Source organism: Allobosea sp. TAF32 (assembly GCF_052113585.1).
Lineage (GTDB): Bacteria > Pseudomonadota > Alphaproteobacteria > Rhizobiales > Beijerinckiaceae > Allobosea.
Genome location: NZ_JBFRDM010000006.1, coordinates 212,406 through 235,366, shown reverse-complemented (window position 1 = coordinate 235,366; position 22,961 = coordinate 212,406). Strand labels below are relative to the sequence as shown.

Annotated in this window: 24 protein-coding genes; 7 read left to right on the top strand and 17 right to left on the bottom strand. The window is 65.2% G+C overall.

All coding sequences use genetic code 11. The features are described from left to right. Positions 1-64 precede the first annotated feature (64 nt). Entirely contained in the window at positions 65-1,030 is a 966-nt protein-coding gene (locus AB4Z16_RS14720; RefSeq protein WP_441512095.1) for a helix-turn-helix domain-containing protein, read from the bottom strand. A gap of 631 nt (positions 1,031-1,661) precedes the next feature. Here AB4Z16_RS14720 and AB4Z16_RS14715 point away from each other — a divergent pair. Continuing rightward, positions 1,662-2,663 (top strand): HAD family hydrolase, encoded by a 1,002-nt coding sequence (locus AB4Z16_RS14715; protein ID WP_441512094.1) that lies wholly within the window; start codon positions 1,662-1,664, stop codon positions 2,661-2,663. Between the two features lie 88 nt (positions 2,664-2,751). Here the strand turns inward: AB4Z16_RS14715 and AB4Z16_RS14710 are convergent, their stop codons facing one another. The 6 genes from AB4Z16_RS14710 to AB4Z16_RS14685 all read right to left on the bottom strand — a co-directional run bounded on the left by AB4Z16_RS14710 (position 2,752) and on the right by AB4Z16_RS14685 (position 8,572). Beyond that, positions 2,752-3,771 carry an amidohydrolase family protein gene (locus tag AB4Z16_RS14710; protein ID WP_441512093.1) on the bottom strand — a complete coding sequence of 340 codons (1,020 nt, stop codon included), beginning with the start codon at positions 3,769-3,771 and terminating at the stop codon, positions 2,752-2,754. Beyond that, the gene (locus tag AB4Z16_RS14705) at positions 3,768-4,610 is read right to left on the bottom strand and encodes a citryl-CoA lyase (RefSeq protein ID WP_441512092.1); all 843 of its coding nucleotides are present in this window, start codon (positions 4,608-4,610) and stop codon (positions 3,768-3,770) included. Before AB4Z16_RS14705 ends, AB4Z16_RS14710 begins: the two co-directional genes overlap by 4 nt. Next, entirely contained in the window at positions 4,607-5,833 is a 1,227-nt protein-coding gene (locus tag AB4Z16_RS14700; RefSeq protein ID WP_441512091.1) for a CaiB/BaiF CoA transferase family protein, read from the bottom strand. The genes AB4Z16_RS14705 and AB4Z16_RS14700 overlap by 4 nt, the downstream gene beginning before the upstream one ends. A gap of 23 nt (positions 5,834-5,856) precedes the next feature. Then, the gene (locus AB4Z16_RS14695) at positions 5,857-6,885 is read right to left on the bottom strand and encodes an ABC transporter substrate-binding protein (RefSeq protein ID WP_441512090.1); all 1,029 of its coding nucleotides are present in this window, start codon (positions 6,883-6,885) and stop codon (positions 5,857-5,859) included. 42 nt (positions 6,886-6,927) lie between these two features. Next, positions 6,928-7,692 carry an ABC transporter permease gene (locus AB4Z16_RS14690; RefSeq protein WP_441512220.1) on the bottom strand — a complete coding sequence of 255 codons (765 nt, stop codon included), beginning with the start codon at positions 7,690-7,692 and terminating at the stop codon, positions 6,928-6,930. Between the two features lie 94 nt (positions 7,693-7,786). Then, on the bottom strand, positions 7,787-8,572 hold the full coding sequence (locus AB4Z16_RS14685) for an ABC transporter ATP-binding protein (RefSeq protein WP_441512089.1): 786 nt from the start codon (positions 8,570-8,572) through the stop codon (positions 7,787-7,789). Positions 8,573-8,745: 173 nt separating this feature from the next. Between AB4Z16_RS14685 and AB4Z16_RS14680 the strand changes: the two genes are divergently transcribed. Then, entirely contained in the window at positions 8,746-9,444 is a 699-nt protein-coding gene (locus AB4Z16_RS14680) for an IclR family transcriptional regulator (protein ID WP_441512088.1), read from the top strand. A gap of 332 nt (positions 9,445-9,776) precedes the next feature. After that, positions 9,777-10,667: a LysR family transcriptional regulator gene (locus tag AB4Z16_RS14675; protein WP_149133170.1), complete on the top strand. Its 891-nt coding sequence runs from the start codon at positions 9,777-9,779 to the stop codon at positions 10,665-10,667. Positions 10,668-11,212: 545 nt separating this feature from the next. On the opposite strand, the gene AB4Z16_RS14670 is transcribed toward AB4Z16_RS14675, so the two are convergent. The 6 genes from AB4Z16_RS14670 to AB4Z16_RS14645 all read right to left on the bottom strand — a co-directional run bounded on the left by AB4Z16_RS14670 (position 11,213) and on the right by AB4Z16_RS14645 (position 16,561). Beyond that, the gene (locus tag AB4Z16_RS14670; RefSeq protein ID WP_441512087.1) at positions 11,213-11,923 is read right to left on the bottom strand and encodes an NADPH-dependent FMN reductase; all 711 of its coding nucleotides are present in this window, start codon (positions 11,921-11,923) and stop codon (positions 11,213-11,215) included. Then, entirely contained in the window at positions 11,898-12,473 is a 576-nt protein-coding gene (locus AB4Z16_RS14665) for a methylated-DNA--[protein]-cysteine S-methyltransferase (RefSeq protein WP_441512086.1), read from the bottom strand. The genes AB4Z16_RS14670 and AB4Z16_RS14665 overlap by 26 nt, the downstream gene beginning before the upstream one ends. Before the next feature lie 82 nt (positions 12,474-12,555). Continuing rightward, on the bottom strand, positions 12,556-13,512 hold the full coding sequence (gene msrP, locus AB4Z16_RS14660; RefSeq protein ID WP_441512085.1) for a protein-methionine-sulfoxide reductase catalytic subunit MsrP: 957 nt from the start codon (positions 13,510-13,512) through the stop codon (positions 12,556-12,558). Positions 13,513-13,693: 181 nt separating this feature from the next. Further along, positions 13,694-14,803, bottom strand: coding sequence for a 3-isopropylmalate dehydrogenase (gene leuB, locus AB4Z16_RS14655; RefSeq protein ID WP_441512084.1), 1,110 nt, complete (start codon positions 14,801-14,803; stop codon positions 13,694-13,696). 110 nt (positions 14,804-14,913) lie between these two features. Further along, the gene (locus AB4Z16_RS14650; RefSeq protein WP_441512083.1) at positions 14,914-15,303 is read right to left on the bottom strand and encodes a RidA family protein; all 390 of its coding nucleotides are present in this window, start codon (positions 15,301-15,303) and stop codon (positions 14,914-14,916) included. Positions 15,304-15,376: 73 nt separating this feature from the next. After that, complete coding sequence (locus AB4Z16_RS14645) at positions 15,377-16,561, bottom strand: lytic murein transglycosylase (protein ID WP_441512082.1); 1,185 nt, start codon at positions 16,559-16,561, stop codon at positions 15,377-15,379. 135 nt (positions 16,562-16,696) lie between these two features. Between AB4Z16_RS14645 and AB4Z16_RS14640 the strand changes: the two genes are divergently transcribed. From AB4Z16_RS14640 to AB4Z16_RS14630, 3 genes are all read left to right on the top strand, one after another. Further along, complete coding sequence (locus tag AB4Z16_RS14640; protein WP_441512081.1) at positions 16,697-16,957, top strand: SemiSWEET family sugar transporter; 261 nt, start codon at positions 16,697-16,699, stop codon at positions 16,955-16,957. 73 nt (positions 16,958-17,030) lie between these two features. Next, complete coding sequence (locus tag AB4Z16_RS14635) at positions 17,031-17,387, top strand: DMT family protein (protein WP_441512080.1); 357 nt, start codon at positions 17,031-17,033, stop codon at positions 17,385-17,387. A gap of 58 nt (positions 17,388-17,445) precedes the next feature. Then, on the top strand, positions 17,446-17,742 hold the full coding sequence (locus tag AB4Z16_RS14630; protein WP_441512079.1) for a hypothetical protein: 297 nt from the start codon (positions 17,446-17,448) through the stop codon (positions 17,740-17,742). A gap of 21 nt (positions 17,743-17,763) precedes the next feature. Here the strand turns inward: AB4Z16_RS14630 and AB4Z16_RS14625 are convergent, their stop codons facing one another. From AB4Z16_RS14625 to AB4Z16_RS14615, 3 genes are all read right to left on the bottom strand, one after another. Further along, entirely contained in the window at positions 17,764-18,897 is a 1,134-nt protein-coding gene (locus AB4Z16_RS14625) for a PQQ-dependent sugar dehydrogenase (RefSeq protein WP_441512219.1), read from the bottom strand. Between the two features lie 56 nt (positions 18,898-18,953). Further along, complete coding sequence (locus AB4Z16_RS14620) at positions 18,954-20,258, bottom strand: NAD(P)H-dependent oxidoreductase (RefSeq protein ID WP_441512078.1); 1,305 nt, start codon at positions 20,256-20,258, stop codon at positions 18,954-18,956. Between the two features lie 110 nt (positions 20,259-20,368). Beyond that, positions 20,369-21,343 (bottom strand): Bug family tripartite tricarboxylate transporter substrate binding protein, encoded by a 975-nt coding sequence (locus AB4Z16_RS14615; protein ID WP_441512077.1) that lies wholly within the window; start codon positions 21,341-21,343, stop codon positions 20,369-20,371. Between the two features lie 326 nt (positions 21,344-21,669). Here AB4Z16_RS14615 and AB4Z16_RS14610 point away from each other — a divergent pair, with 326 nt between their 5' ends. Then, on the top strand, positions 21,670-22,347 hold the full coding sequence (locus tag AB4Z16_RS14610; RefSeq protein WP_441512076.1) for a hypothetical protein: 678 nt from the start codon (positions 21,670-21,672) through the stop codon (positions 22,345-22,347). Positions 22,348-22,381: 34 nt separating this feature from the next. Here AB4Z16_RS14610 and AB4Z16_RS14605 read toward each other — a convergent pair whose 3' ends face one another. Further along, positions 22,382-22,867 carry a YaiI/YqxD family protein gene (locus AB4Z16_RS14605; RefSeq protein WP_441512075.1) on the bottom strand — a complete coding sequence of 162 codons (486 nt, stop codon included), beginning with the start codon at positions 22,865-22,867 and terminating at the stop codon, positions 22,382-22,384. Positions 22,868-22,961 lie beyond the last annotated feature (94 nt).

The following is a 22,961-nucleotide window of genomic DNA, read 5'->3' as shown; positions in this document are numbered from 1 at the left end:
TGGGCCGAACCGCGGGCAAGCCGTGTCCGCACAATTGGGAACGAAAGATCGGCCGCTTCCGGCACTAGCCAAACTGCATGGATGGCACGCAAGATCGAACACCGGCGTTGAGCCCCGCGAGCGTGGCTGATGGCGCTTCACCGAACAATCGTCGGTAGTACGCAGCGAATTTCCCAAGTTCCGAGAAGCCACATTGAGTGGCCGCTTCGGTGACGCTTTCTCGTCTACTGACAAGACGGCGACGCGATTCGTTCAGTCGATAATTTCGAACGAACTTTGCCGGTGGCATGCCCGTTAGACTGACGAAAGCCCTATGGAGCGTTCGCCTCGGAATGGCGAGTTCGGCACAGATGCTGTCGATCCCGCTGCCCCGTTCGATGCTCGACCGCGTGAACTCGATAACGTCGTTGACGATCTTCCGATCTCTTGTCGGGTCTCTTCTGGAATCCGACGTTTCCGGATCGAGTCTGGAGAGATATGCACCTAGAAACCGGTCGCGCACTTCAGCTGCGAAATTCGGGCAGGAGAAGCGCTCCGGGCTGTGCTGCAAGAAGTTCGAAAGAATGCGGCCGACCCAGAAGGCGCGCTTTCCGTCGGCAATGATGCCCTCGGACTGCAACTGTTTGCGGCCCAGTCGGAATTCGTTCTGATCCGCGAACGCGGCCAATCGATCTTCAGACAAGGCTAAGGTCAGATACTCGGCCGAGCCCTGATAGAGTGCCGTCTGCGGGCTTCCAGCCGGGAAGAAGCCAAGATCGCCGGATTCCACCTCGCTTGCCCAATGCGTCACGGGCCGCATGCACGACAGCAGAACACCTAAAACGACGCGGTCCGGCGACAGCGGGCCCTCCAGGTAGAAATCCCCCGCGACCCTGCCGAACGAGAGAACGGCCCCGTCCAAATCTGCGACGAGGAGCGAACCATGAATGCCCGCGGCAGAAAGTTGCGTCGCGCGGACCTCGGCGCCAGCGATCGGGCGCTGGAGCGCTTCGATGTTGTCGAGAACAGACTGGTGAACCGCATCCACCATCGGCGTCCTCCATTGGCAGAAATGGCATAGCCTACTTTCCGCAACAGATTATGGTCGCGATACGGCGGGATGTCGACAGCATTCAATATTGAACGATAGTTTCAGCAATATCTTGAAAGCAATCACGTCGGGAGGCTGATGGCTGAGTGCGGAGAACTGATCCTCTCGCAAGCTCACGAAACGGAGATCAAAAGGAATTCCGAAGCGCTAGTTGGAGTTGATCCTGTGTTTTGCTGCGCTTTTTCGCTGTGCCTCCTCGCCGCTGCCCCACTTGTCTGGGCGCAATCGACAGGCGCAGATAGGCTCGCCAGGCAGCTCGCAAATCCGGTCTCGGACCTGATCATGTCATGGGCGGCAGTTGGACGGCGATAGCGTACGGGAGCGACGCGATAGCCGTCGGCGGGACTGCCGCGTACAATATGAAAACGGGCGAGGTGTCGGCCTCCGCGCGGTGCAAGATTTACAGGCAGTTCGATGCCTGCAATTGGCAGGAAGGAACCGAGGACTTTCCGACCTGCCGTTGCCGCTCGGCGGGCAGCGGCCGCAGCCGAGCACCGCCAAGACGATTGGGCCGGTGGCGGACGACCGGAAAGGCCCCGCTCTCAGTGCTTTATGTGCGTTGGAGGGTTTCATGAAGGGTATCAGGAAACTCATTGCGGTTTTGACGCTGGCCACTGCGGCCCTCACGACGAGTTGGGCATCGGCGCAGCCGGACCCGCTGCCTGGGTGGAATGACGGCAAGTCCAAGGCCGCAATTCTGGCGTTCGTTCGCAAGGTTACTCTGGAGCGCGGACCCGATTTTGTGCCGCCAGCCGAACGAATCGCGACCTTCGACAATGACGGGACGCTTTGGGCCGAGAAACCGATCTACTTCCAGGCGCAGTTTGCTCTTGACGAGATCAGGAGCCAAGCCGCGGCGACACCCGCGCTGAAATCCAAGGAGCCGTTCCGGACCGTTCTCGCGGGCGATCTGAAGGCGCTGATGGCTGATGGCAACAGGGGCCTCGGCCTGGTTCTCGCGCGTACCCATTCCGGCATGACGACAGAGGCCTTTTCCCGCTCGGTCGCCGAGTGGTTGGAGACCGCGCGTCATCCGCAAACCAAGCGCCGCTATACGGAAATGGTCTATCAGCCACAGCTCGAATTGCTGGCCTATCTGCGCGCAAACGGCTTCAAGACGTTCATCGTTTCGGGCGGCGGGGTCGAGTTCATGAGGGTGTTCGCGGACAAGGCCTACGGGATCCCGCCCGAACAGGTCGTCGGCTCGTCCGGCGTCGTCAAGTTTCGTCTGGGCAAAGACGGGAAGCCTGAACTGATCAAGGAGGCCAAGGTCGAGTTCGTCGACGACGGCCCGGGCAAGCCCGTCGGCATCAATCGCTTCATCGGCCGTCGTCCGATATTCGCATTCGGCAATTCCGACGGCGATCTCCAGATGCTGCAATACACTGTCGGCGGCAGCGGCCCGAGGATGGCCTTGATCGTCCACCACACCGATGCCGAGCGCGAATGGGCCTATGATCGCAAGTCCGAAGTCGGGAAACTCGACAAGGCGCTTGACGAGGCCGCGGCAAGGGGCTGGACGATCGTTGACATGAAGAACGACTGGAAGACCGTTTTCCCGCCGCCCCCGTGACGTCGGCCGCCGACATAAAGCGGGGAGCTCCCTGCCCCCGGCTGGCATGCTGCGGCTGGAGCCGCGCCGTTCGCTTCTGCGCCGCCCGTCAGAGGCGATAGATGCGACTGGCCGTGTCCCAAAACAGTGCCGACCTGTCGTCGGCCGAGTAGTCGGCAGTCAGACGCTTGAAGGCGTTCCAGCCTGCCGCGCAGGCATAGGAGCCCCGGTCCACCGGTGCATTGCTTTCCAGCATGCAGCGCCTCGGGTCGAAAGCCTCGATGGCGGTCTCCACATAAGGCCGCCATGCCTCGGCAAGCGCGCGTGAATCGGGTGGCCGCATCCCTTGCTCGAAGCCGAACCCGTTGATCCGCATGCCGAGGCCGCCGATCTTGGCGACCACGTTCGGGCAGCGGGCGAGATCGCGGATCGCGCGCTTCCAGTCACCGAACAACTCGTCGCGTCGCCCCTGATAGTCGCCGGCGCCGAGAATGCCGCCGAGATGGTCGAGCACGATCGTCGTCTCGGGAAAGGCTTGCGCCAGCGCCGTCAACTCGTCGAGCTGGGGCTGGAACAGCCAGGCGTCGAAACTCAGCCCGAGCGGCGCTAGCCGGGCGAAACCCTCCCGGAAGCGGGCATCGCCGAGCAGACCGGGCGGACCGGCGCTCAGCGGGTTCATCAGGCTGGAATCGGCATCCCACACCGTGATGTGACGGATGCCACGGAACCGGCCGCGCCCCTGCTCCATATGCGCGAGGAGAACCGCCTCGACCCCGGCGCCCAGGCGCAGATCGGCATGGCCGACGATGCCTGCGCAAAAAGCGGGCCCGTCCGGACCGAGCCGCTCGGCCTCGGCAGCGACATAGGCGGTCTCGCCGACCGGGCGCAGATGCGGCGACTGCGTCGGGTCGTAAGCGGTCTGGCATTGCATGAAGACGGAGGCGATGATGCAGTGGCCGCTCGCGGCAAGCTCTGTCTTGTAATCGTCGATCAGAAATCGCCAGCCCGGCCGGTCCCAGAGATGGTGATGGGCGTCGACGATCGGCAATTCTGGTTCGAGGGCCGCCTCTGGGGTGCTCGCCAGCCAGTCCGGGCGCACCGGCAGATAATTGGCGGCCGGCGCGCTCATGGCTCGCGGTTGGGCACCGGCCGTCGCGACGGCCCGTCATAGCGATAGGCGAAGCTGCGTGGGATCGGCCCCTTGTTCCGTTCGCCGCGTCCGCTCTGCTCCCAGGCATGGGCGAGGATGCCGACTGCCCGCGACAGACAAAATACACCGCGCGCGAGCGGAGCGGCGAAGCCGAGCTCGCCATAGATCACCGCGGTGGCACCATCGATATTCATCGGGATGAGCCGCCCCTTGCGTCCCTCCAGGCAGCCCTCGACGGCTCGCGCCGCCGCTGCATAGCGTCCGGTGATGCCGCCCTTGCCGACCGTAGCGTCGACAAGCGCCAGCAGGCGGCCGGAGCGAGGGTCGACCGGATGGAAGCGGTGGCCGAAGCCGGGCAGGTATTTCCCGCGCGTCGCGATAAAGGCATCGATCGCGGCTGCCGCCGCCTCGTCCATGCCACAGCCCGCCGCACATCTCGCCAGCAGGTCGTCATAGAGTTCGAGCGCCTGCTCACCCGCGCCGCCATGCACATCGTCGAGGGTGTTGAGCGCTGAGGCCAGCGCTCCGTTGAGCGGCAGCCCGCAGGACACCGCCATGCGCGAGATGGCGATGGAGGGCGCGTGCGGGCCGTGGTCGACCGAGGCGACGAGCGCGGCCTGAAGCAGTTGCTCCTGCTCCGGGCTCGGCAGATCGCCGCGCAGCATCAGCCAGATCATCGCCGGAAAGGAGACGGCGCCGATCAGTTCCTCGATCGGATAGCCGCGAAAGGCGATGCGACCGGGTGCGATATCCGCGATCGCGGTCGACCAGTACTCGGCGATCATCTCGCGATCGGAGGGTGAAGCTTCGTCGTTCATGCTGCGCTCTTTTGCCGTTCGCAGCCGACGATCCGACGCGCGATCAGGCTCTCGATCTCGTCTTCGCCATAGCCGAGGCGCCGCAGCCAGGCGGCGGTATCCGCCCCCAGCGCGGGCGGATGGGCCGGTGGCTCGAAGGGCTCGTCAAGCAGAAAGCCCGGCCGGGTCACGCGCAGCGAGCGGCCGCCGCGGCCCTTGGCATCGACGGGCTCAACGAAACCGCGCTGCGTCACCTGTGGCTCCGCCATCACCTCGGGCACGGTGAGGACGCAGCCGGCCGGCACGCCGGCAGCGTTCATCAGGCGCTCCCATTCGCGTGCCGGGCGCGTGGCCAGCGCCTGTTCCAGCGCTGCGGTCAGCGCCCGGCGATTGTCCTTGCGGGCCTGGCGGGACGCGAAGCGCGGATCGTCGATCAGTTCTGGCCGTTCGATCAGGCCGCACAGCGCCTCGTATTGCTTCTGCTCGTTGGCGGCGATGTTGAGCGGCCCGTTCCCCGTCCGGAACGTCCCGGACGGGGCGGCTGTGAAGTTTTCGTTGCCGATCGGCTGCGGGTCGACATCGGCATTGAGATGGTTCGACACCACCCAGCCCATCGCGGCGAGCGTCGATTCGAGCAGGGACACGTCGATGAAGCGCCCCCGCCCGCTCTGCTTCTGATCGACGAGCGCCGCCGATATCGCGAACGCCGCCGTCAGCCCGGAGATGGTGTCGGAGATTGGAAAGCCGGTCCGCAGTGGCGCGCTTTCCTCATCGCCGGTCACGCTCATGACGCCGGAGAGACCCTGTACGATCTGGTCATAGGCCGGACGCCCGGCCCAGGGCCCCGTCTGGCCGAAGCCGGAAATCGCGCAATAGACCAGGCGCGGATTGATCTGCGACAGGTCCTCATAAGCGAGACCCAGCCTCTTCATGACGCCGGGGCGGAAGTTCTCGAGGACCACGTCGGCTGTCCCGACGAGCCGCAGGAAGACTTCGCGCCCCTCCGGCGCCTTGAGGTCGAGCGCAATCGACTGCTTGTCGGCATTGACGGCGACGAAGGACAGGCCGGAGAGGCGCGCTGCCATCTCGGGATCGGCGCCGAGCTTGCGGGCGAGATCGCCGCCATCCGGTTTCTCGACCTTGATTACCTCGGCGCCGAGGCGGGCGAGGTTGTACCCGCAGAACGGGCCGGCGAGCACGTTCGAGAGGTCGAGAACGCGCACGCCCGCAAGTGGCATAGTCATTTTCTGTCTCCGACTGCGCGGGATTATTTGCCGATCCGCCTTGCGGCTTCCTCGGCGAACTTGTTCGTGTAGGTCTTGGACAGGTCGATGCCAGCCGCGGCAATCGCGGGATCATAGGCGGTGAGCACCGAGAGCGGCGTCTTCAGGGTGTCAGGCGAGAACCGGCCATCCTTGGAGAACAGACCCGTCGAGGCACGCATGATCTCGATGTTGAGCACGCGATCGTCGAGCTTGTAGGCCGACGGGATCGCATCGACGACAGCCTCCGGGCTGTTGGAATGAATCCAGCGCACAGTCCGCAACATGGCGTTGGCGAGGCGCTGCACGGTTTCCGGATTCTTGTCGATATAGCTCTGGTTAAGATAGAGGCAGGCGGTCGGATAGACGCCGCCGAAAGCTTTCTTCGAGCCTTCCTCGGTGCGGCCGTCGAACAGGATCTTCACGGCGTTCTTGCGCGTCAGGATGGTCGCGGTCGGATCGTAGAAGCCGAGCACGTCGACCGCCTTGCTTTCGAGCGCCTTCATACCCGGGGCGCCGCTGCCGACGCCGATGAACTCGACATCGCGTGGCCCAAGCCCGTTCACCTTGGCGTAGTAGCGAGCGATCATGTCGGTCGAGGAACCCGGCGTGGTGATGCCGACCCTCATGCCCTTCAGGTCGGCGCCGCTCTTCACCTTGTCCGCGAGATCGGCGCGGACGCCGAACACGATGCCGGGGACGTCGTTGAGCAGAAAGACGCAGGAGATGTCCTTCTTCTTCGCCTGCATCTGGATGGTGTGGTCGTAGAAGCCGACCACGCCGTCGACCGAGCCGCCGACCAGTGCCTGGAGCGCCTTGGCGCCACCGGCCTGGAAGTTCTGAATGGTGACGTCGAGGCCTTCCTTCTTGAAGTTCCCGAGGGAGTCGGCCAGCGCCAGCGGCATGTAGTTGAGAATGGCGGAGCCGACGGCGATGGTGACCGCCTTGTGCTCGGGTTCGGCGGCACGCGCAGCGCCCGCCGGAAGCAGCAGCGCGATGGCGAGGGCCGCAGCCCGGCTTGCGATCGATGTCATCTGTTTCCTCCTGCTCGGTTATGTTTGTGGTTGCGATGCGGGTCAGGCGTCATCATGCGAGGGGGCCGGACGCCAGACGAGGAGCCGCTTCTCGAGGCGGTCGACCACGAGATCGAGCAGCACCACGAAGACGGAGAGCACGACGATGCCGGCGAAGACGCCGGTGGCGTCCATCACGCCCTCGGCCTGCGCGATGATATGGCCGAGGCCCATCGAGGAACCCAGATATTCGGCGACCACCGCACCCATCACCGCCATGCCGACCGAGACGCGCAGCGACGACAGGATCCAGCTCATCGCCGACGGGATATAGACATGGCGCAGCAGCGAGAGCTTGCTGGCACGCAGCAGGCGGGCATTGGCCAGGACCACCGGATTAACCTCGCGCACGCCCTGATAGGTGTTGAAGAAGGCGATGAAGATCACGATCGTCATGCCGAGCGCGACCTTGGAGGCGAGCCCGAGGCCGAACCAGATCACGAAGATCGGGGCCAGCAGCACGCGCGGGATGGCGTTGAAGACCTTGATGATCGGCTGGATGACGTCGGCGGCGAAGCGCGAGAGGCCGAGCCAGATGCCGAGTGCGGTACCGCCGGTCACACCCAGCACGAAGGACAGCACGGTCTCGAGGAGGGTGATGCCGAGGTCGCCCCAGATGTCGCCCTCGGCGAACCATTGCGCGATGCGCCCGACGATGGCCGAAGGCGTTGGAAAGAAGAACGGGTCGATCAGGCCGGATCTGGCGCCGGTTTCCCAGGCGGCGAAGAAGCCGCCGATCAGCACCAGCCGGGTCAGCCTGACCTTCATGCGATAGGCGGAAGCGGCGCTGCGCCGGCGCGCCTCGACGGCATCCTCGGAGGAGGCGGCACCCGCTGGCGGCGCAAAGGCGAGCGTCTGCGACTTACTGGACGACATAGCTCTTCTCCACTTCGGCGCCGAGGAGATTCCAGATCTCCCGGTAGAGGCTGACGAAAGCGTCGGTGGTCGCCAGCGCCGAGACGTCGCGCGGCCGGGGCAAGGTGATGTCGACCTCCCCGACCACACGGCTGGCGGGACCTGCGGACATGACCACGACCCGGTCCGCCAGGGTGATCGCCTCGTCGAGATCGTGAGTGATGAAGACGAGCGAGCGGCGGTCGGCCTGCCAGAGATCGAGCAGGATCCGGTGCATCAGCCGGCGGGTATGCACGTCGAGCGCCGAGAACGGCTCGTCCATGAGGACGATGCGCGGTTCCATGATCAGCGTCTGCGCCATGGCGACGCGCTTGCGCTGCCCGCCCGAGAGCTGGTGGGGATAACGCTTCTCGAAGCCCTTCAATCCAACCTTGGCGAGCCAGGCCCGCGCCTTGGCTCGCGCTTCTTCCTTGGCCATGCCGCGAAAGATCAGACCCAGCGCGACATTGTCCTCGGCGGTCTTCCAGGGAAGGATCGCTTCCTGCTGGAGCATGTAGCCGCTGTCGCCGTTCAGGCCCTCGAGCGGCTTGCCGAATATGGCGACCTCGCCGGCGGCCGGGCGAAGCAATCCGGTGACGACGTTGAGAATGGTCGACTTGCCGCAGCCGGTCGGCCCGACCACAGCCACGAACTCGGTGTCGCCCACAGTGAGATTCATGTTGCCGACGGCGGTGAAGGCGCCAAAGCGCACAGCGACGTCGTGCAGCCGAACGGCTGCTGTTCCCTCGGTCATCGTTCCTCCTGACAGAATAGCATTCTATTTTGCTGCGCTTCTAGCAGGACACAGGTGGCCGGTCAACATCCGTTCCGTTAAGCGGAACATAAAATCAGCGTGATAACGGCCTCCTTGCACAATGCAGAAAGTTACGTTCTATTAGACAGAACGATTTTGATGACGAGGTAGACATGTCCGAACCCGGCACGAAGCGGGAGGGAGTCGACGCGGTGGAGCGGGCTCTGGCCATTCTCACGGCGTTCAGTGAGCAGGCCCAGGAGCTGAGCCTTGCCGAATTGGCCCGGCGGACGGGGCTCTACAAAAGCACGATCCTCCGCCTGGCCGCCTCGCTTGAGCACACGCGCTTCCTGACGCGCGGAAGCGACGGCGCCTTTCGCCTGGGACCGGAGCTCTGGCGGCTGGGCTCGCTTTATCGCCGGAGCTTCGATCTCGGCGAATATGTCCGCCCGACGCTGCGTGCCCTGGTCGAGGCGACGCAGGAGACGGCCTCCTTCTACATCCGCGACGGCGATCAGCGCATCTGCCTTTATCGGCTCAACTCGCCGCGCTCGGCCCGCCATCACCTTGATGAGGGCGTGCGCCTCCCGCTCGGCCGCGGCGCCGCCGGGCGCGTGCTGCTCGCCTTCACCGAACGTGACGATCCTTCGTTGCAAGCAATCCGGGACGCTGGCCTGGTGATTTCGCGCGGAGAGCGTGATCCCGAAGTGGCGGCGGTATCCGCCCCGGTCATCGACAGCGCCGGCCATTTGCGCGGCGCGCTCTCGCTCTCAACGCTCATGAGCCGCTTCGACGAGGAGGCCCAGCGCAAGCTGGTGGCAGCGATCGTGCCGGCAGCGACGAATCTCGCAGCGCGGCTGCCGGCTGAATAAGCGCGTTTTCGGGATATCGTCGCGCAGCCCGACAGTGCAGCCGGGGCCGCCGGACCTTCGCCCGAGCCCCCTGGCCGCTGCGCATCCTTGGGCGAGCCATATTCGGCTTTTGGCCGGACACACTGATCGGCCACAACAGGCGGCAGCAAGCCGCCATTGCGCGCCCATCAGGGGAAGCTGCCGAGCAGCCGCCCTTTACGTACTCATCACCGAAGCTGATGGGTTTAGTCACCAGATTAAGTACGGATAATGGGCGACATTTGTCACACGGACATTGACGCACAGCAGCTTTATCCCCCATCATGCAAAAAACGCATAGCGGGGGAAGCGCGGTGGATTGGGACCGCATTAGAATCTTTTATACGGTCGCGGAGTCAGGCAGCTTTACCAAAGCTGGCGATGTTCTCGGCTTGAGTCAATCGGCCGTCAGCCGGCAGATCGGGGCGCTTGAGCGAGAGCTGCGCGCGCCGCTGTTCCATCGGCATACGCGGGGTCTCATCCTGACCGAACAGGGCGAGTTGCTCTGGCGGGCGGCGCGCGAGATGACGCAGCGCCTCGAACGGACCCGCTCGCAGCTTTCGGAGACGCGCGAGCATCCTTCCGGCGAGCTCAAGGTTACCGCCACGCGCGGCCTGGGTGGCCATTGGCTGACCCCACGCCTCGCCGAGTTCATGGATCTCTATCCGGACATCCGGGTCGAGCTCATCCTCACGGATGAGGAGCTCGACCTGTCCATGCGCGAAGCCGACATCGCGATCCGCCTGCGCCAGCCGCAGCAGCCGGATCTGATCCAGCGCAAGCTCTTCACGGTGCACTTCCACGTCTACGCTTCGCCTGCCTATGTGAAGCGCTTCGGCGAGCCGAAGACCTATGACGACCTGGACAACCACCGCATCCTGTCCTTCGGGGGCACCTCGCCCTCCTATCTGACAGCGGTGCACTGGCTGGGCACGATGGGACGCGACCAGCGCAACCCGCGGCCGATCCATCTGACGGTGAACAACATCACCGCCATGAAGCGCGCGGTGGATTCGGGCGCCGGCATCGCCGTGCTGCCCGACTATCTGATCGAGACCGGCTCCCCGCTCGTGCAATTGATGCGCGAGACCGAGATGCCGCAGCTCGAAAGTTATCTGGTCTATCCGGAAGAAATGAAGTCGGTAGCCCGCGTCCAGGTCTTCCGCGACTTCCTGATCCAGAAGGCCCAGCGCTGGACCTACTGACAGCAAGCCGCCCTCTTCCTCGAAAGGCCGTTGAATCGGGCGCCTGCGGCGCCCGTTTTCAATTCTGACAGTTTTGTGACCAGGGCAGCATAATCCCTGCGCAAATCCACACGCCGGGAACGCAGGAAAGCCGCCAAAAGAGCGAAAATGCCCCGCTAATCGACTTAAAATTGTACCGCCGCGCCAGAAGCGTGTGCAACGAATGCATATTTCTCAATCATTTAGGATCAAATTCGTACCATTTGCCACTATCTCATGCAGATAACGCATAGCGGCCCCAAACTATGCTGCATTGCAAAAAGGCAGATCATGCCCGATATTGTGCTCACGGTTGTTCGGAACGGGCTCCGCAATCTCCTCCCGGCGTTGAGTTCGTTTCAGCCGTTCCCCTCTGAGATGTTTGGCGTTTCGCCAGATGTTTCAAACTTTCAAAGCCGGCTCCCCTCGGGGACGCCGGCTCTTTTTTTGCCTGGCCACCGGTCAGCAAAAAAGCGCCGCCCCGAAAGGCGGCGCCTGCGATGGAAGCTTGCGAAGGGCGCGGCCTGTCAGGCCGCGAGCTTGGTCGCAATTTCGGCGAACTGATCGAGGAAACCCTGCAGGAAGGCCCGCGTCCCTTCATTGGTGATGTTGTGCTCCGCGTCGATCAGGCCATCCTTGAAGGTGATGAAGACCTGCCCGCCAACCACGACGCCGACAAGGTTGGTCAGGATCATGCGCAGTTGCTGCTGCGACACGGCGGTGCCGACCGCGCCGCTGCTGGTGCCCGTCACAGCCACGGTCTTGTTCGCCCACGAGTTCTGGCCATAGGGCCGAGAGGCCCAGTCGATGGCGTTCTTGAGCACCGCAGGGATCGAGCGGTTGTGTTCCGGCGTCACGATCAGGATCGCGTCAGCCGCCTCGATCTCTCGCTTCAGCCGCAGCGTCGGCTCCGGCCGCTGTGGCTCAAGATCCGGGTTGAACATCGGCAGGTCGTCGATCTGGACGAAGGACGCGTCGAAGGCGTTCGCCCCCAGCTTCACGAGCGCCTGGGCCAGCTTGCGATTGATCGAATCGCGACGATTGCTGCCCACGATGACGGCGAGCTTGAGTTTGGCCATGATACCTCTCGAAGGAGCGTGGAAAGGCCCGAACAGTAGCGGCCCCTGCACGCCTCGCAAGCAACCTCGCTGCAAACGCGTATTGCGCGATTTCAAGGAAAACAGGTGCACGAAAAACGGGTGATTGCGCGACTCAGCGTCGGGCAGGCCGTGCCGCAAGCGGCAGCTCCCCGAACAGGCCGGGCTCGGCGCTCGTGCGCGCCTTCTCGATGGTCAGGATTCTGAGCTTGGTCTCGACGCCCCCATCGGCAGAGAAGCCGCCAGTCTTGCCGCCTGCCGCCAGCACGCGGTGGCAGGGCACAATGATCGGCCAGGGATTCTGGCCGAGCGCGACGCCAACGGCCCGCGCCGCGCCGGGCTCGCCGATGCGCTGCGCCACCTCGCCATAGGTCAATGTCTCGCCCGGCGGAATGGAGAGCGCGACTTCATAGACCTTGCGGTTGAAGTCGGAGACCGTCTCCAGCGCGACCGGCAGATGGGCCAGCTCACGCTTCTCGCCATCGAACAGCGCCCGGATGCCGGCTACCGCCTCGGCGACGAAGCCGGTCGCCCTTGCCTCGTCAGCCTGCGGGTAGCGCCGCGCCAGTCGCCTGCGCGCCGTATCCTCGTCACGTTCGGGCAATTGCGCGCCGACGAAGCGCTCACCCTCCCAGATCAGCGCACAGGTGCCGATCGCTGTGTCGAAGAGATGGAAATGCTGGATAGCCATGGGCGTTTCGTGCCGTTCCAACTGCATGGTAGCTGCACGCTACCATGGCCCCGCTCGGCTTGGGCACCCGAAACCTGCTCCCTCACATGAACAGGCGCTCGTTCTCCAACCCCTTGTAGAGGCCGGCAACCTGCTCGCCATAGCCATTGTAGATCAGCGTCGGGCGCCGGTCCCGCGAGCCCAGCACCTGCTCGCTCGCCTGGCTCCAGCGCGGATGCGGCACGGCCGGGTTCACATTGGCCCAAAAGCCGTATTCAGAAGCCTGTAGCCCTTCCCAGAAGGTCTTCGGCCGTTCGGCGACGAAGCTGATCTTCCGGATCGATTTCACCGATTTGAAGCCGTATTTCCACGGCGTGATCAGCCGGATCGGGGCGCCGTGTTGCGTCGGCAAGGGCTTGCCGTAGATGCCGGTGACGAGCAACGGCAATTCGTTCGTCGCCTCCGCGATCGTCAGCCCCTCCGTATAGGGCCAAGGGTACCAGCGCTGGCCCTGGCCGGGCGCGACACGCGGGTTCAGGAACGTCTCGAAGCGGATGTATTTCGCGCCCGAGAGCGGCTTGGCCAGCGCCACGAATGACTTGAGCGGAATACCGGTCCAGGGCACGGCCATCGCCCAGGCCTCGACGCAACGGAAGCGGTAGAGACGCTCTTCGAGCGGCAGCTTGCGCACGAGATCGTCGAAGCCGATCTCGAACGGCTTTTCGACCATGCCGTCGACCTGAACGGACCAGGGCCGTGTCGCCAGACGCTGCGAGGCATCGACGATGTCCTTCGACATCCCGAATTCGTAGAAATTATTGTAGTTCGCCGCATCCTCCGCCTTGGTCAGCGGCACGTCGAGCTTATAGGCGTCGTTGCGCTTGGCGGGGTAGAGGTCGAGCGTCGGATCGGGTGCCTCCGCTCCGGCACGGCCCGGCCACGCTGCCGCTGCGATCAGCCCCGCTCCGGCACTCATCAACTGGCGGCGGTTGAGGAACGCGCTCTCGGGCGTGGCCTCGCTTTCCGGCATTTCCCAGCCGGCACGGCGCTTGATCAGCATGACGGACACACTCCGCTTTCGATGGCGCTGTTAGGCCATGAAAGCGGAGGCACCGCAATTCACGAGGGGGAGAGGTTTTCTCCAGCCGTCATGTTCGGGCTTGCCCCGACCATCTTGTAAACCAGCCAGATTCTGCCGGAGCTGGTCGGGTCAAGCCCGACCATGACGCGGCGGGATCAGCTCACCCACGCGCTTCCAGCGCCTTGATGATCGCGGCGCCCATCTCGCTGGTCGAGACGGCGTTGGCGCCATCAGCGGCGATGTCCTTGGTGCGGGTGCCCTGGCCAAGCACGTCGGAAATCGCGCCCTCGAGCCGGTCGGCCGCCTCGCCCGCGCCAAAGGAATAGCGCAGCGCCATGGCGAAGGAGCCGATCATCGCGATCGGGTTGGCGAGGCCCTTGCCGGCGATATCCGGCGCCGAACCATGGACCGGCTCATAAAGCGCCTTGCGCTTGCCGGTGGCCTTGTCCTCGGCACCGAGCGAGGCCGAGGGCAGCATGCCAAGCGAGCCGGTCAGCATCGCCGCGACGTCGGAGAGGATGTCGCCGAACAAATTGTCGGTGACGATGACGTCGTATTGCTTCGGCCAGCGCACGAGCTGCATGGCGCAGTTGTCGGCCAGCACATGCTCCAGCTCGACATCCCCGTACTCGGCCGCGTGCAGCGCGGTGACCGTCTGCTTCCAGAGCACGCCGGTCTTCATGACGTTGTGCTTCTCGGCCGAGGAGACCTTGTTGCGGCGGGTGCGCGCCAGCTCGAAGGCGACGCGCGAGATGCGCTCGATTTCCGGCGTGGTGTAGAGCTGGGTGTCGACGCCGCGCTTGGAGCCGTCCTCCAGCGTGACGATCTCCTTCGGCTCGCCGAAATAGACGCCGCCGGTGAGCTCGCGCACGATCAGGATGTCGAGACCTTCGACGACCTCCGGCTTCAGCGACGAGGCCGAGGCCAGCGCCGGGTAGCAGATCGCCGGGCGCAGATTGGCGAAGAGGCCGAGATCCTTGCGCAGGCGCAGCAGGCCGGCTTCCGGGCGGTGCTGATAGGGCACCTCAGCCCATTTCGGCCCACCGACCGCGCCGAACAGCACGGCGTCGGCGTCCTGCGCCAGCTTCATGTCGCCTTCGGAGATCGCCGCCTTGTGCGCGTCATAGGCGGCGCCGCCGACGAGCCCCTTCTCGATCTCGAAGGAGGCCAGGCCCTGCTTGCCGAACCAGGACACGATCTGCTCGACCTGGCCCATCACCTCGGGGCCGATGCCGTCGCCGGGGAGCAGCAGGAGCTTGTGGGTCGCCATGATCGTCGCCTCGCCTTGTCGCGTGTTTGCGTTGGCGGGGTGATTACGAGCGCAGCGCCCGGCGCGCAAGCATGCGAATGCAGGCCCGTCCTGTTCACGCCGTGGCGCGGTCAGCCCTTCGGCAGGCGCGCCGTCACCTCGATCTCGATCTTCATCTCCGGCCTGAGCAGCCCGGCGACGACATAGATGCCGGCCGCGGGCCTGATCTCGCGAAAAAACTCGCCGCAGACGGCGAGCACGGGTTCGCAATAGCTGCGATCGGTGACGAAATACTGCGCCCGCACGGCCTGTGACAGCGAAGACCCCGCCTCCTCCAGCACGGAGCCGATGGTGCGGAAGATGTTGCGCGCCTGCTCGGCCGGGTCCTCCGGCAGTGTCATCGTGGCGTAGTCGTAGCCCGTCGTGCCGGAAACGAAGACGAGATCCCCGTCGACGACAGCGCGCGAATAGCCGAAGGAGCGCTCGAAGGGCGATCCGGTGGAAATCAGGCGGCGTGTCATGCAGGCGTCTCCAGAGGATGTGGAAGAAACGCTTCCCCGAAATGCGTTCCCGGCGCCACCCGATTTCTGGACCTCAAACTCGCCCGCCTTTCAGCGCGCGCAACACTTTCTCGCCAGGCCGCCCGGTCTGCGGCATGCCGAGCTTGCCCTCGATCTCCTTGATCGCCGTCCGGGTCAGCGACCCCACCGCGCCGTCCGGCTCGCCGACATTGTAGCCGCGGGATATCAGCAGGCGCTGGAGCTCGCGCCGCTGCTCGCGCGACAGCGGCAGATCGTCGGTCGGCCACTCGCCCTGCACGCCCGGCTTGCCGCGCAGCCGGTCGGAGAGCAGCGAGATGGCGAGAGCATAAGAGTCCGCACCGTTGTAGCTGTAGGCTGCATCGTAATTCTTGAAGACGAGGAAGGCCGGGCCGTTGCGGCCGGCCGGCATCAGCAGGCCGGCATTGCCGGTGCCGTTGAGCGGCGAGCCGTCATATTTCACGATGCCGCGCCCCGCCCATGTCGAGACCGGCTGCTTGGGGTTGCGTCCGGTCGGGCCGGAATAGCCATCGGGCACGCGCACCTCGTAGCCCCAGGTCGCGCCGGTCACCCAGCCGGCCTTGGCCATGAAGTTCGCGGTCGAATGCAGCGCGTCGGGAACGGAATCCACCAGATCACGCCGTCCGTCACCATCGCCGTCGACGGCGAGCCGCAGATAGGTCGAGGGAATGAATTGGGTGTGGCCAAAGGCACCCGCCCAGGAGCCGAACAGCCGCTCGGGCCGCACGTCGCCGCGCTGGATGATCTGCAGCGTCGCGATCAGCTCGCCCTTGAAGAAGGCGTTGCGGCGCGGCGCGAGGCAAGCGCCAGTCGAGAGCGCCTGCACGAGCGGCATCTTGCCGCGCGCCTTACCGAAATCGCTCTCGACGCCCCAGACAGCGGCAATGGTGTAGCGGTCGACGCCGAAGCGCTGCTCGGCCGCCGCAAGGGTCGAAGCATGCTGTCGCATCATCGAGCGTCCTTCCGCGACCTTCTCGTCGTCGACCAGCGTGCCAAGATAGTCCCAGATCGGCGTCTTGAACTCCGGCTGGTTGTTCATCGCCTCGATGACCTTCATGTCCGGCTCGACGCCGGCCATGGCCCGGTCGAAGGTCGCGCCCGACACGCCCTTGGCCGCCGCCTCCGAGCGCAGGCCCGCAAGGCAGGACTGGAAGCTGCCTTGAGCCGAAGCTGTGGAAGCAAGCAGGATGAGTGGCAAGGCCAGTTGATAGACGCGCATGGTCTCCACCGATTCGGACAGATTCTCGGACAGGCTAGGTTGCTGTGGTTAACGGAGATTAACCGTCGAGAATGGCGGCACGAAGGAACGAATTCCGTTATGGGGAGGCAACACTTCTTCCTGCGATTCGCCGCCATGTCGCCAGCCGCCATCGAGCTCCTCGGCTTCGCCGCAGCCGCGCTGACCAGCCTGTGCTGGCTGCCGCAGGCCTGGCGGACGATCCGCACCCGCGACACCCGCGCGATCTCGCTATGGACGCAGGGGCTCTTTGCCGCAGGCACCGCGCTGTGGCTGAGCTACGGCATCCAGATCCTGTCCTGGCCGGTCATCGCCGCCAATGCGCTCACGCTCCTGCTCGTCCTCGTCATCATCACCATGAAGCTCCGCTTCGGCTGACGGCGGGAACCGCCCTCCGAAGAGCCGGCAATCTGTCGTCATCGATCAGGCCGTCGCGAAGAAAGCCCCCGGCATGCCCTCCCTGACCGCAGCTCATATCCTGCCGATCGCGATGCTGTTCGGCTCGAACATCTTCATGACCTTCGCCTGGTACGGGCACCTCAGCTACAAGAGCACCGCGATCTGGCTCGCCATCCTCGCGGGCTGGATGATCGCCCTGCCGGAATACATGTTGGCGGTGCCGGGCAACCGCATCGGCTCGGGCGTCTATTCGGCCGCCGAACTCAAGACGATGCAGGAAGTCATCACGCTCATCGTCTTCGCCGGCTTCTCCGTGCTCTGGCTCAAGGAAGCCTTGACCTGGAGCCATGCTGTCGGCTTTGCCCTGATCACAGCGGGCGCCTTCTTCATTTTCAACGCCAAGGGCTGAGACACGCCCCACCGCCGCCTTTCCCCAAACTCTCTCGATAGGATTTCCTGCCTTGAAAATGACGGCACTGATTGCCTGCGCCCTCCTGCTCGCTCCTGCGGCAGCCCTGGCCGGCCCTACCTGCAGCCCCAGCGATGAAAGCGCCCGCATCCTCTCGGCCGCCTCGCCGAGCGCCGTCCACCGCGCCTGGCAGGGCGGCAAGCAGGTCAGCTATGGCTGGTCACTCCAGGTCGAGCGCAGCACTCGTGACGCGGCGGGCACCGAGTATTATGTCGGCGATCTCTTCGACGCCAACGGCCACCTCGCCACACGCAAGGTCTTCGTCATGGAGCGCGAATGGGATTGCGGTCCCTGATCCAAAACACATGTGCGGCCATCATTTGGCCGGCCGCACCCGCAGGATCTTGCCGTTGTCCTCGTCCGTGAGCAGGTAGAGGAAGCCGTCCGGCCCCTGGACGACGTCGCGGATACGCTCGCCGATCGTGGTGAGCAGCCGCTCCTCGCCCGTCACGGTCTCGCCCTGCGTCGAGAGCCGGACCAGCATCTGGCCCGCAAGCGCCCCGACGAAGAGCGAGTTCTTCCAGGCCGGCCAGACCGGGCCGGTATAGAAGGCGGCGCCCGAAGGTGCGATCGACGGATCCCAGTAGAACAGCGGCTGCTCCATCCCCGGCTTCGCCGTGCCTTCGCCGATCTTAGCGCCTGAATAATCGACGCCGTAGGTGATGACCGGCCAGCCATAATTCAGCCCGGCCTTGGGCGTGTTGATCTCGTCGCCGCCGCGCGCGCCGTGCTCGGCCGTCCAGAGCTGGCCCGTGTCGGGGTGCAGCGCCGCGCCCTGGACGTTGCGATGACCGATCGACCAGACCTCAGGCGCCCAGCCCTGCTTCTTTGGATTGTCGGCCGGCACGCCGCCGTCTGGGCGGATACGGATGGTCTTGCCGAGATGATTGGCCGGGTTCTGCGCCTGGTCGCGCTGGCTGTAGCGGTCCCCGACCGTGACGAAGAGCGCCCCCGTCCTGTCGAAGACGAGGCGGGAGCCGAAATGCATGTTGGAGCTGATCGTGGGCATCTGCCGGAAGATCACCTCGACATTGGTCAGCGCCGTGCCCTGCTCGTTGAGGCGCCCGCGCCCGACGCTGGTGCCGTTGCCGCCCGAACGCGGCTCCGCGAACGAGAAGTAGACGAGCCGGTTCTGCGCGAAGGCCGGATCGAGCGCCAGGCCGAGCAAACCTCCCTGCCCTCGCGCCATCACGCTGGGGACGCCGGTGATCGGGCGGGACAGCTTGCCATCCGCATCGACGATCCTCAGCCGCCCGGGGCGCTCGCTGACGAGCATGCGCCCATCCGGCAGGAAGGCGAGACCCCAGGGATGCTCCAGCCCGGTGGCGACGGTCTCGACCGCGAGTTCGCCCGCGCTGGACGGGAAACGCTGCTGGGCATCAGCAGCGTCCGTAATGAGTGCCGCCAGCATTGCTGCCGCGAACACTCTGCCCACCAATACGAGCCGCATCGCCATCTCCCTTTCCATCCTCCGAGCCTGTCAGAGATAGAAGGGAACGCCGCCGATCACCAAGCCGTTGCGACGAGCTCACGGCGAAGTGAGACGATCGGCTGGCTGTCGTCGAGCGTGACATCCGCCTCCGTCACCGCCTGGCCGGCTGCGACATCCCGCTTGAGCTTGACGCCATGGGCGAGGCCGATCGGCAGCGCCCCGCAAGCGCGGCTCGCGGCCGCCGGCATCAGCCGTCCATAGACGGTGTAGCCGCCCTCGCCGTCCAGCATCTCGCCAGCCTTGAGCGCCCTCTTGGCGACAGCGACCGCATCGCCGCGCCAGCCGCGAGTCGTACCGGTCGGTTCGGCCCTGAGTGCCGCATTCAGCACCGAGATCGGCAATTCCAGGCCGATGAGGTGAAAGGGCTTGTACATCGCCGCATAGCGGCCGGTCGCGTCTGTCGGCAGGCCATACTGCTTGAAGCAGGCAGCGGCATAATCGTTCGGTGCCTTCAGCACGACATAGACGCCCCAGCGCAGGTCGCGGAAGACCGGCCGCCCGTCGCGCTCCAACGAGGAGACGACCTCGACCATGCCGTCGCGTTCGAGCTGCCCGCCGACGCCGCGCGGGCGCAGCACATGGGCGAGGTCGTCGACGCCGCAGGGCGGAAAGGCAAGGCCCGCCTCCGGCACGTCGAGATCGCAAGCATTGGCGATCGCCGCCATCTCGATGGCCGACTTGGTGCCGTCGAGGAAGGAATTGAACATCTGCGGGTTCATGCCGCCGGCCTTCGCCGCCTCCGGCGTCAGCCCGTAATGCGTCCAGACATCGTCGGGCGTGACGTTGTGATAGGCCGGCAGGTATTTGGTGCCCTTGCCGGCAGCCGCGACGGTGAAGCCGGTCGCCCGCGCCCAGTCGACCATCTCGCAGACCAGCGCCGGCTGGTCGCCATAGGCCATGGAATAGACGACGCCGGCCTCCTGGGCGCGTTTGGCCAGCACGGGCCCGACCAGCACGTCGGCCTCGACATTGACCATGACGACATGGCGCCCGGCCTCGATCGCGGCCAGGGCGTGCCGGGCACCGGCCGCCGGATGCCCGGTCGCTTCCAGCACCACCTCGACGCCATCGGCGCGGGCAGCCTGAACGCCGTCATCGACGAAGCGCGTCCGCGCTATCCGCGCCTCATCCCAACCGACATTGCGGCAGGCCACCTTGGCGCGTTCGGGGTCGAGGTCGGCAATGACCGCGACTTCGAGCCCTTCGATATGCGGCACCTGCGACAGGAACATCGAGCCGAACTTGCCGGCGCCGATCAGCGCCGCGCGGACGGGTTTCCCGGCCTCGCGACGGGCGGCGAGCTTGGGCATCAGGTTCATGATTTCACTCCGTCCGGAGCGCCGTCATGCTCGGGCTCGACCCGAGCATCTCTCCAACGAGATTCCCGGGTCTGCGCTCCGCTCTGCCCGGGAATGACGCTTCAGGCAGGTTATTCCGGCTTCACGCCGGCGTCGGCGATGATCTGCTTCCAGGTCGCGATCTCCTGGGCATGGTAAGGCTTGAACGCGGCGGGATCGCGCACTTTGAGCGTGAAGCCGAGCTTCAGGATGGCCTCGCGCGTCTCGGGCTTGTTCAGCGAGGCGAGCACTGCCTTGGAGAGCGTGCCGAGCACCGCGTCCGGCGTGTTCACGGGGGCGAAGAACGCCGCCCAGGAATCGGCGTCGGCGTTGGTCACGCCCTGCTCGCGCAGCGTCGGGATGTCCTTGGCGCGCGGATTGCGCTCCGGGCTGGCAAGAGCGAGCGCGCGCAGGGCGCCGCCATTGATCTGCTCCAGCACGCTCGGCAGCGTCGAGTTGGCGATGTCGATGCGGCCGGCGACGATCTCCTGCACCAGCGGCGCGGCACCCCGGAAGGGCACATGCGTCATCTTGATGCCGGTGCGCTGCATGAACAGCTCCATGGCGAGATGCGAGCCGGAGCCGACGCCGGTCGAGCCGTAATTCAACTTGCCCGGCTCGGCCTTGGCGAGCGCGATCAGCTCCTGGATGTTCTTGGCCGGCAGGTCGTTGCGAACGACGAAGGCATGCTCGAAGGCACCGACGCCGGCGAGCGGCGCGAAGTCCTTCACCGCATCGTAGCCGGGCTCCTTCAGCAGGAACATGTTATTGCCATGCGTCTGGTTGTTGCCGAAGACGATGGTGTAGCCGTCGGGGGCAGCATGGGCGACGGCGCGGGTGCCGACCGCGCCGGAGGCGCCGGCCCGGTTGTCGACGATGACGTTTTGGCCGAAGGCGGTCGACAGATCCTGTGCGACGAAGCGCGCGATGGCGTCGGTCGGCCCACCCGCCGGATAGGGCACGACCAGGGTGACCACTTTGCTGGGGAAGCTCTGGGCCCGGACGATCGACGGAGCGAAGACGGCGCCGGCCATCAGGCCGAGCGTGGAACGGCGGGTCAACGACATGAGCTTCCTCCGGAGCGCCCGGTTTGGATACGGGCCTTGGTTGCGGCGAGAATTAGGGTGAAACCCCGCCGAGGTCCAGCGCGGCAGGGAATACCGGGATGACATCCCGCCCTGCGCTCGGCGCGCTGTAGCGCGGCTGGCCCCTCGGGTAAGCGTAACGCGGCGGCCGATTCGGGCCGCAGGCGTGGGGGCGTTTTCTGTCTATGGCTAAATCGTTGTTGAGGATGGCCGCGAAGCTTGTCGCGGCCATTTGTGTTTTACCCGGCGTTGCCGCCGCACAGGATGCGGAAGAGCTCTCGAAGAGGCTCCAAAATCCGGTTTCACCGATGATCAGCCTGCCCTTGCAGGGCAATTTCGAGTTCCGCGGAGGGGCCAAGAACGATGGTTTTTCCTCGACGACGAATATCCAGCCCGTCGTCCCGGTTCATCTGAACCAGGACTGGAACCTGATCATCCGAACGATCCTGCCGGTCATCCAGCGCGAGCGCTATGGCGCGGCCGACGCGGTCGGGGTCGGCGACATCACCCAGAGCTTCTTCCTCACGCCGACCTCACCCAAGAACGGCGTGATATGGGCGCTGGGCCCGGTCTTTCTCTGGCCCACGGCCTCGAGCGACAAGCTGGGCTCCGGCAAATGGGGCGCAGGGCCCACCGCGCTCCTGCTGGTGCAGGAAGGGGCGTGGACCGTTGGCGGCCTGGCAAACCACATCTGGTCCTATGCCGGGCCGGATGGTCGCAGCGACGTCAGCACGACCTTGCTGCAGCCATTCCTGTCCTACAGCTTCGGGCAAGGGTTCAGCGTCGGTCTCAACACCGAGACGAACTATGATTGGGTCAACCGCAAATGGACCGTCCCGATCAATGTCAGCGCCTCGCAGGTCTTCAATGTCGGCAAACAGGCGATGAGCGCCAGCATCGGCCTTAAATACTATGCCGTCAGGCCCGATGACGCCCCGCGCTGGGGAGTGCGTGCCGTGCTGACGTTCCTGTTCCCGGAGCGCTGAGACGGGCGCAGGTCAAGGCCTGCGGTCCACATGTCTATCGACTGGCCTGGAAGCCGGCACGCCTGAGGCGCTGGATCGCGAGGTCGAGCGCCTGCAGGAAGGCAGAGCGGTCCTTCGGCGAAAACGGCTTCGGCCCGCCGATGGCTGCGCCCATCGCGCGCAGATCCTCCATCATGTCGCGCGTCGCCAGCGCCATGCCGATCGAGGCTTCGGTGAAGGGCTTGCCGGTCGGTCCGATCACGTCGGCGCCGGCCTTTATGCAGCGATCCGCCAGAGGAATGTCGGCCGTGACGACGATCGCGCCGCGCCCGACGCGCTCTGCGATCCAGTCATCGGCGGCGTCGAAGCCGCCGGAGACCGTCACGCGCTCGAGCCAGGGCTCGCGCGGCACGTTGATGAAGCTGTTGGCGACGACGAAGACCTTGACGCGATGGCGCTCGGCGACGCGATAGATCTCCGGCTTCACCGGGCAGGCGTCGGCATCGACATAGATCGCAATGGTTGCGGCAGCGCTCGTCATGCCCCGCCTTCGCATGCGGTGACCGCAAGGGCAAACCGCCTCGAATTCATGACGCTTCTGCAAAACATCAAGCAGTTGCGCTTGCGATCATTGC

What these genes read in the sequence shown, in the direction of transcription:
- AB4Z16_RS14720 (WP_441512095.1), bottom strand. Translation starts at nt 1,030, where the DNA reads ATGGTGGATGCGGTTCACCAGTCTGTTCTCGACAACATCGAAGCGCTC.
- AB4Z16_RS14680 (WP_441512088.1), top strand. Translation starts at nt 8,746, where the DNA reads ATGTCCGAACCCGGCACGAAGCGGGAGGGAGTCGACGCGGTGGAGCGG.
- AB4Z16_RS14605 (WP_441512075.1), bottom strand. Translation starts at nt 22,867, where the DNA reads ATGACGAGCGCTGCCGCAACCATTGCGATCTATGTCGATGCCGACGCC.
- AB4Z16_RS14645 (WP_441512082.1), bottom strand. Translation starts at nt 16,561, where the DNA reads ATGCGCGTCTATCAACTGGCCTTGCCACTCATCCTGCTTGCTTCCACA.
- AB4Z16_RS14685 (WP_441512089.1), bottom strand. Translation starts at nt 8,572, where the DNA reads ATGACCGAGGGAACAGCAGCCGTTCGGCTGCACGACGTCGCTGTGCGC.
- AB4Z16_RS14715 (WP_441512094.1), top strand. Translation starts at nt 1,662, where the DNA reads ATGAAGGGTATCAGGAAACTCATTGCGGTTTTGACGCTGGCCACTGCG.
- AB4Z16_RS14615 (WP_441512077.1), bottom strand. Translation starts at nt 21,343, where the DNA reads ATGTCGTTGACCCGCCGTTCCACGCTCGGCCTGATGGCCGGCGCCGTC.
- AB4Z16_RS14700 (WP_441512091.1), bottom strand. Translation starts at nt 5,833, where the DNA reads ATGACTATGCCACTTGCGGGCGTGCGCGTTCTCGACCTCTCGAACGTG.
- AB4Z16_RS14710 (WP_441512093.1), bottom strand. Translation starts at nt 3,771, where the DNA reads ATGAGCGCGCCGGCCGCCAATTATCTGCCGGTGCGCCCGGACTGGCTG.
- AB4Z16_RS14620 (WP_441512078.1), bottom strand. Translation starts at nt 20,258, where the DNA reads ATGAACCTGATGCCCAAGCTCGCCGCCCGTCGCGAGGCCGGGAAACCC.
- AB4Z16_RS14695 (WP_441512090.1), bottom strand. Translation starts at nt 6,885, where the DNA reads ATGACATCGATCGCAAGCCGGGCTGCGGCCCTCGCCATCGCGCTGCTG.
- AB4Z16_RS14640 (WP_441512081.1), top strand. Translation starts at nt 16,697, where the DNA reads ATGTCGCCAGCCGCCATCGAGCTCCTCGGCTTCGCCGCAGCCGCGCTG.
- msrP (WP_441512085.1), bottom strand. Translation starts at nt 13,512, where the DNA reads ATGCTGATCAAGCGCCGTGCCGGCTGGGAAATGCCGGAAAGCGAGGCC.
- AB4Z16_RS14665 (WP_441512086.1), bottom strand. Translation starts at nt 12,473, where the DNA reads ATGGCTATCCAGCATTTCCATCTCTTCGACACAGCGATCGGCACCTGT.
- AB4Z16_RS14705 (WP_441512092.1), bottom strand. Translation starts at nt 4,610, where the DNA reads ATGAACGACGAAGCTTCACCCTCCGATCGCGAGATGATCGCCGAGTAC.
- AB4Z16_RS14635 (WP_441512080.1), top strand. Translation starts at nt 17,031, where the DNA reads ATGCCCTCCCTGACCGCAGCTCATATCCTGCCGATCGCGATGCTGTTC.
- AB4Z16_RS14650 (WP_441512083.1), bottom strand. Translation starts at nt 15,303, where the DNA reads ATGACACGCCGCCTGATTTCCACCGGATCGCCCTTCGAGCGCTCCTTC.
- AB4Z16_RS14690 (WP_441512220.1), bottom strand. Translation starts at nt 7,692, where the DNA reads ATGAAGGTCAGGCTGACCCGGCTGGTGCTGATCGGCGGCTTCTTCGCC.
- AB4Z16_RS14630 (WP_441512079.1), top strand. Translation starts at nt 17,446, where the DNA reads ATGACGGCACTGATTGCCTGCGCCCTCCTGCTCGCTCCTGCGGCAGCC.
- leuB (WP_441512084.1), bottom strand. Translation starts at nt 14,803, where the DNA reads ATGGCGACCCACAAGCTCCTGCTGCTCCCCGGCGACGGCATCGGCCCC.
- AB4Z16_RS14625 (WP_441512219.1), bottom strand. Translation starts at nt 18,897, where the DNA reads ATGCGGCTCGTATTGGTGGGCAGAGTGTTCGCGGCAGCAATGCTGGCG.
- AB4Z16_RS14610 (WP_441512076.1), top strand. Translation starts at nt 21,670, where the DNA reads ATGATCAGCCTGCCCTTGCAGGGCAATTTCGAGTTCCGCGGAGGGGCC.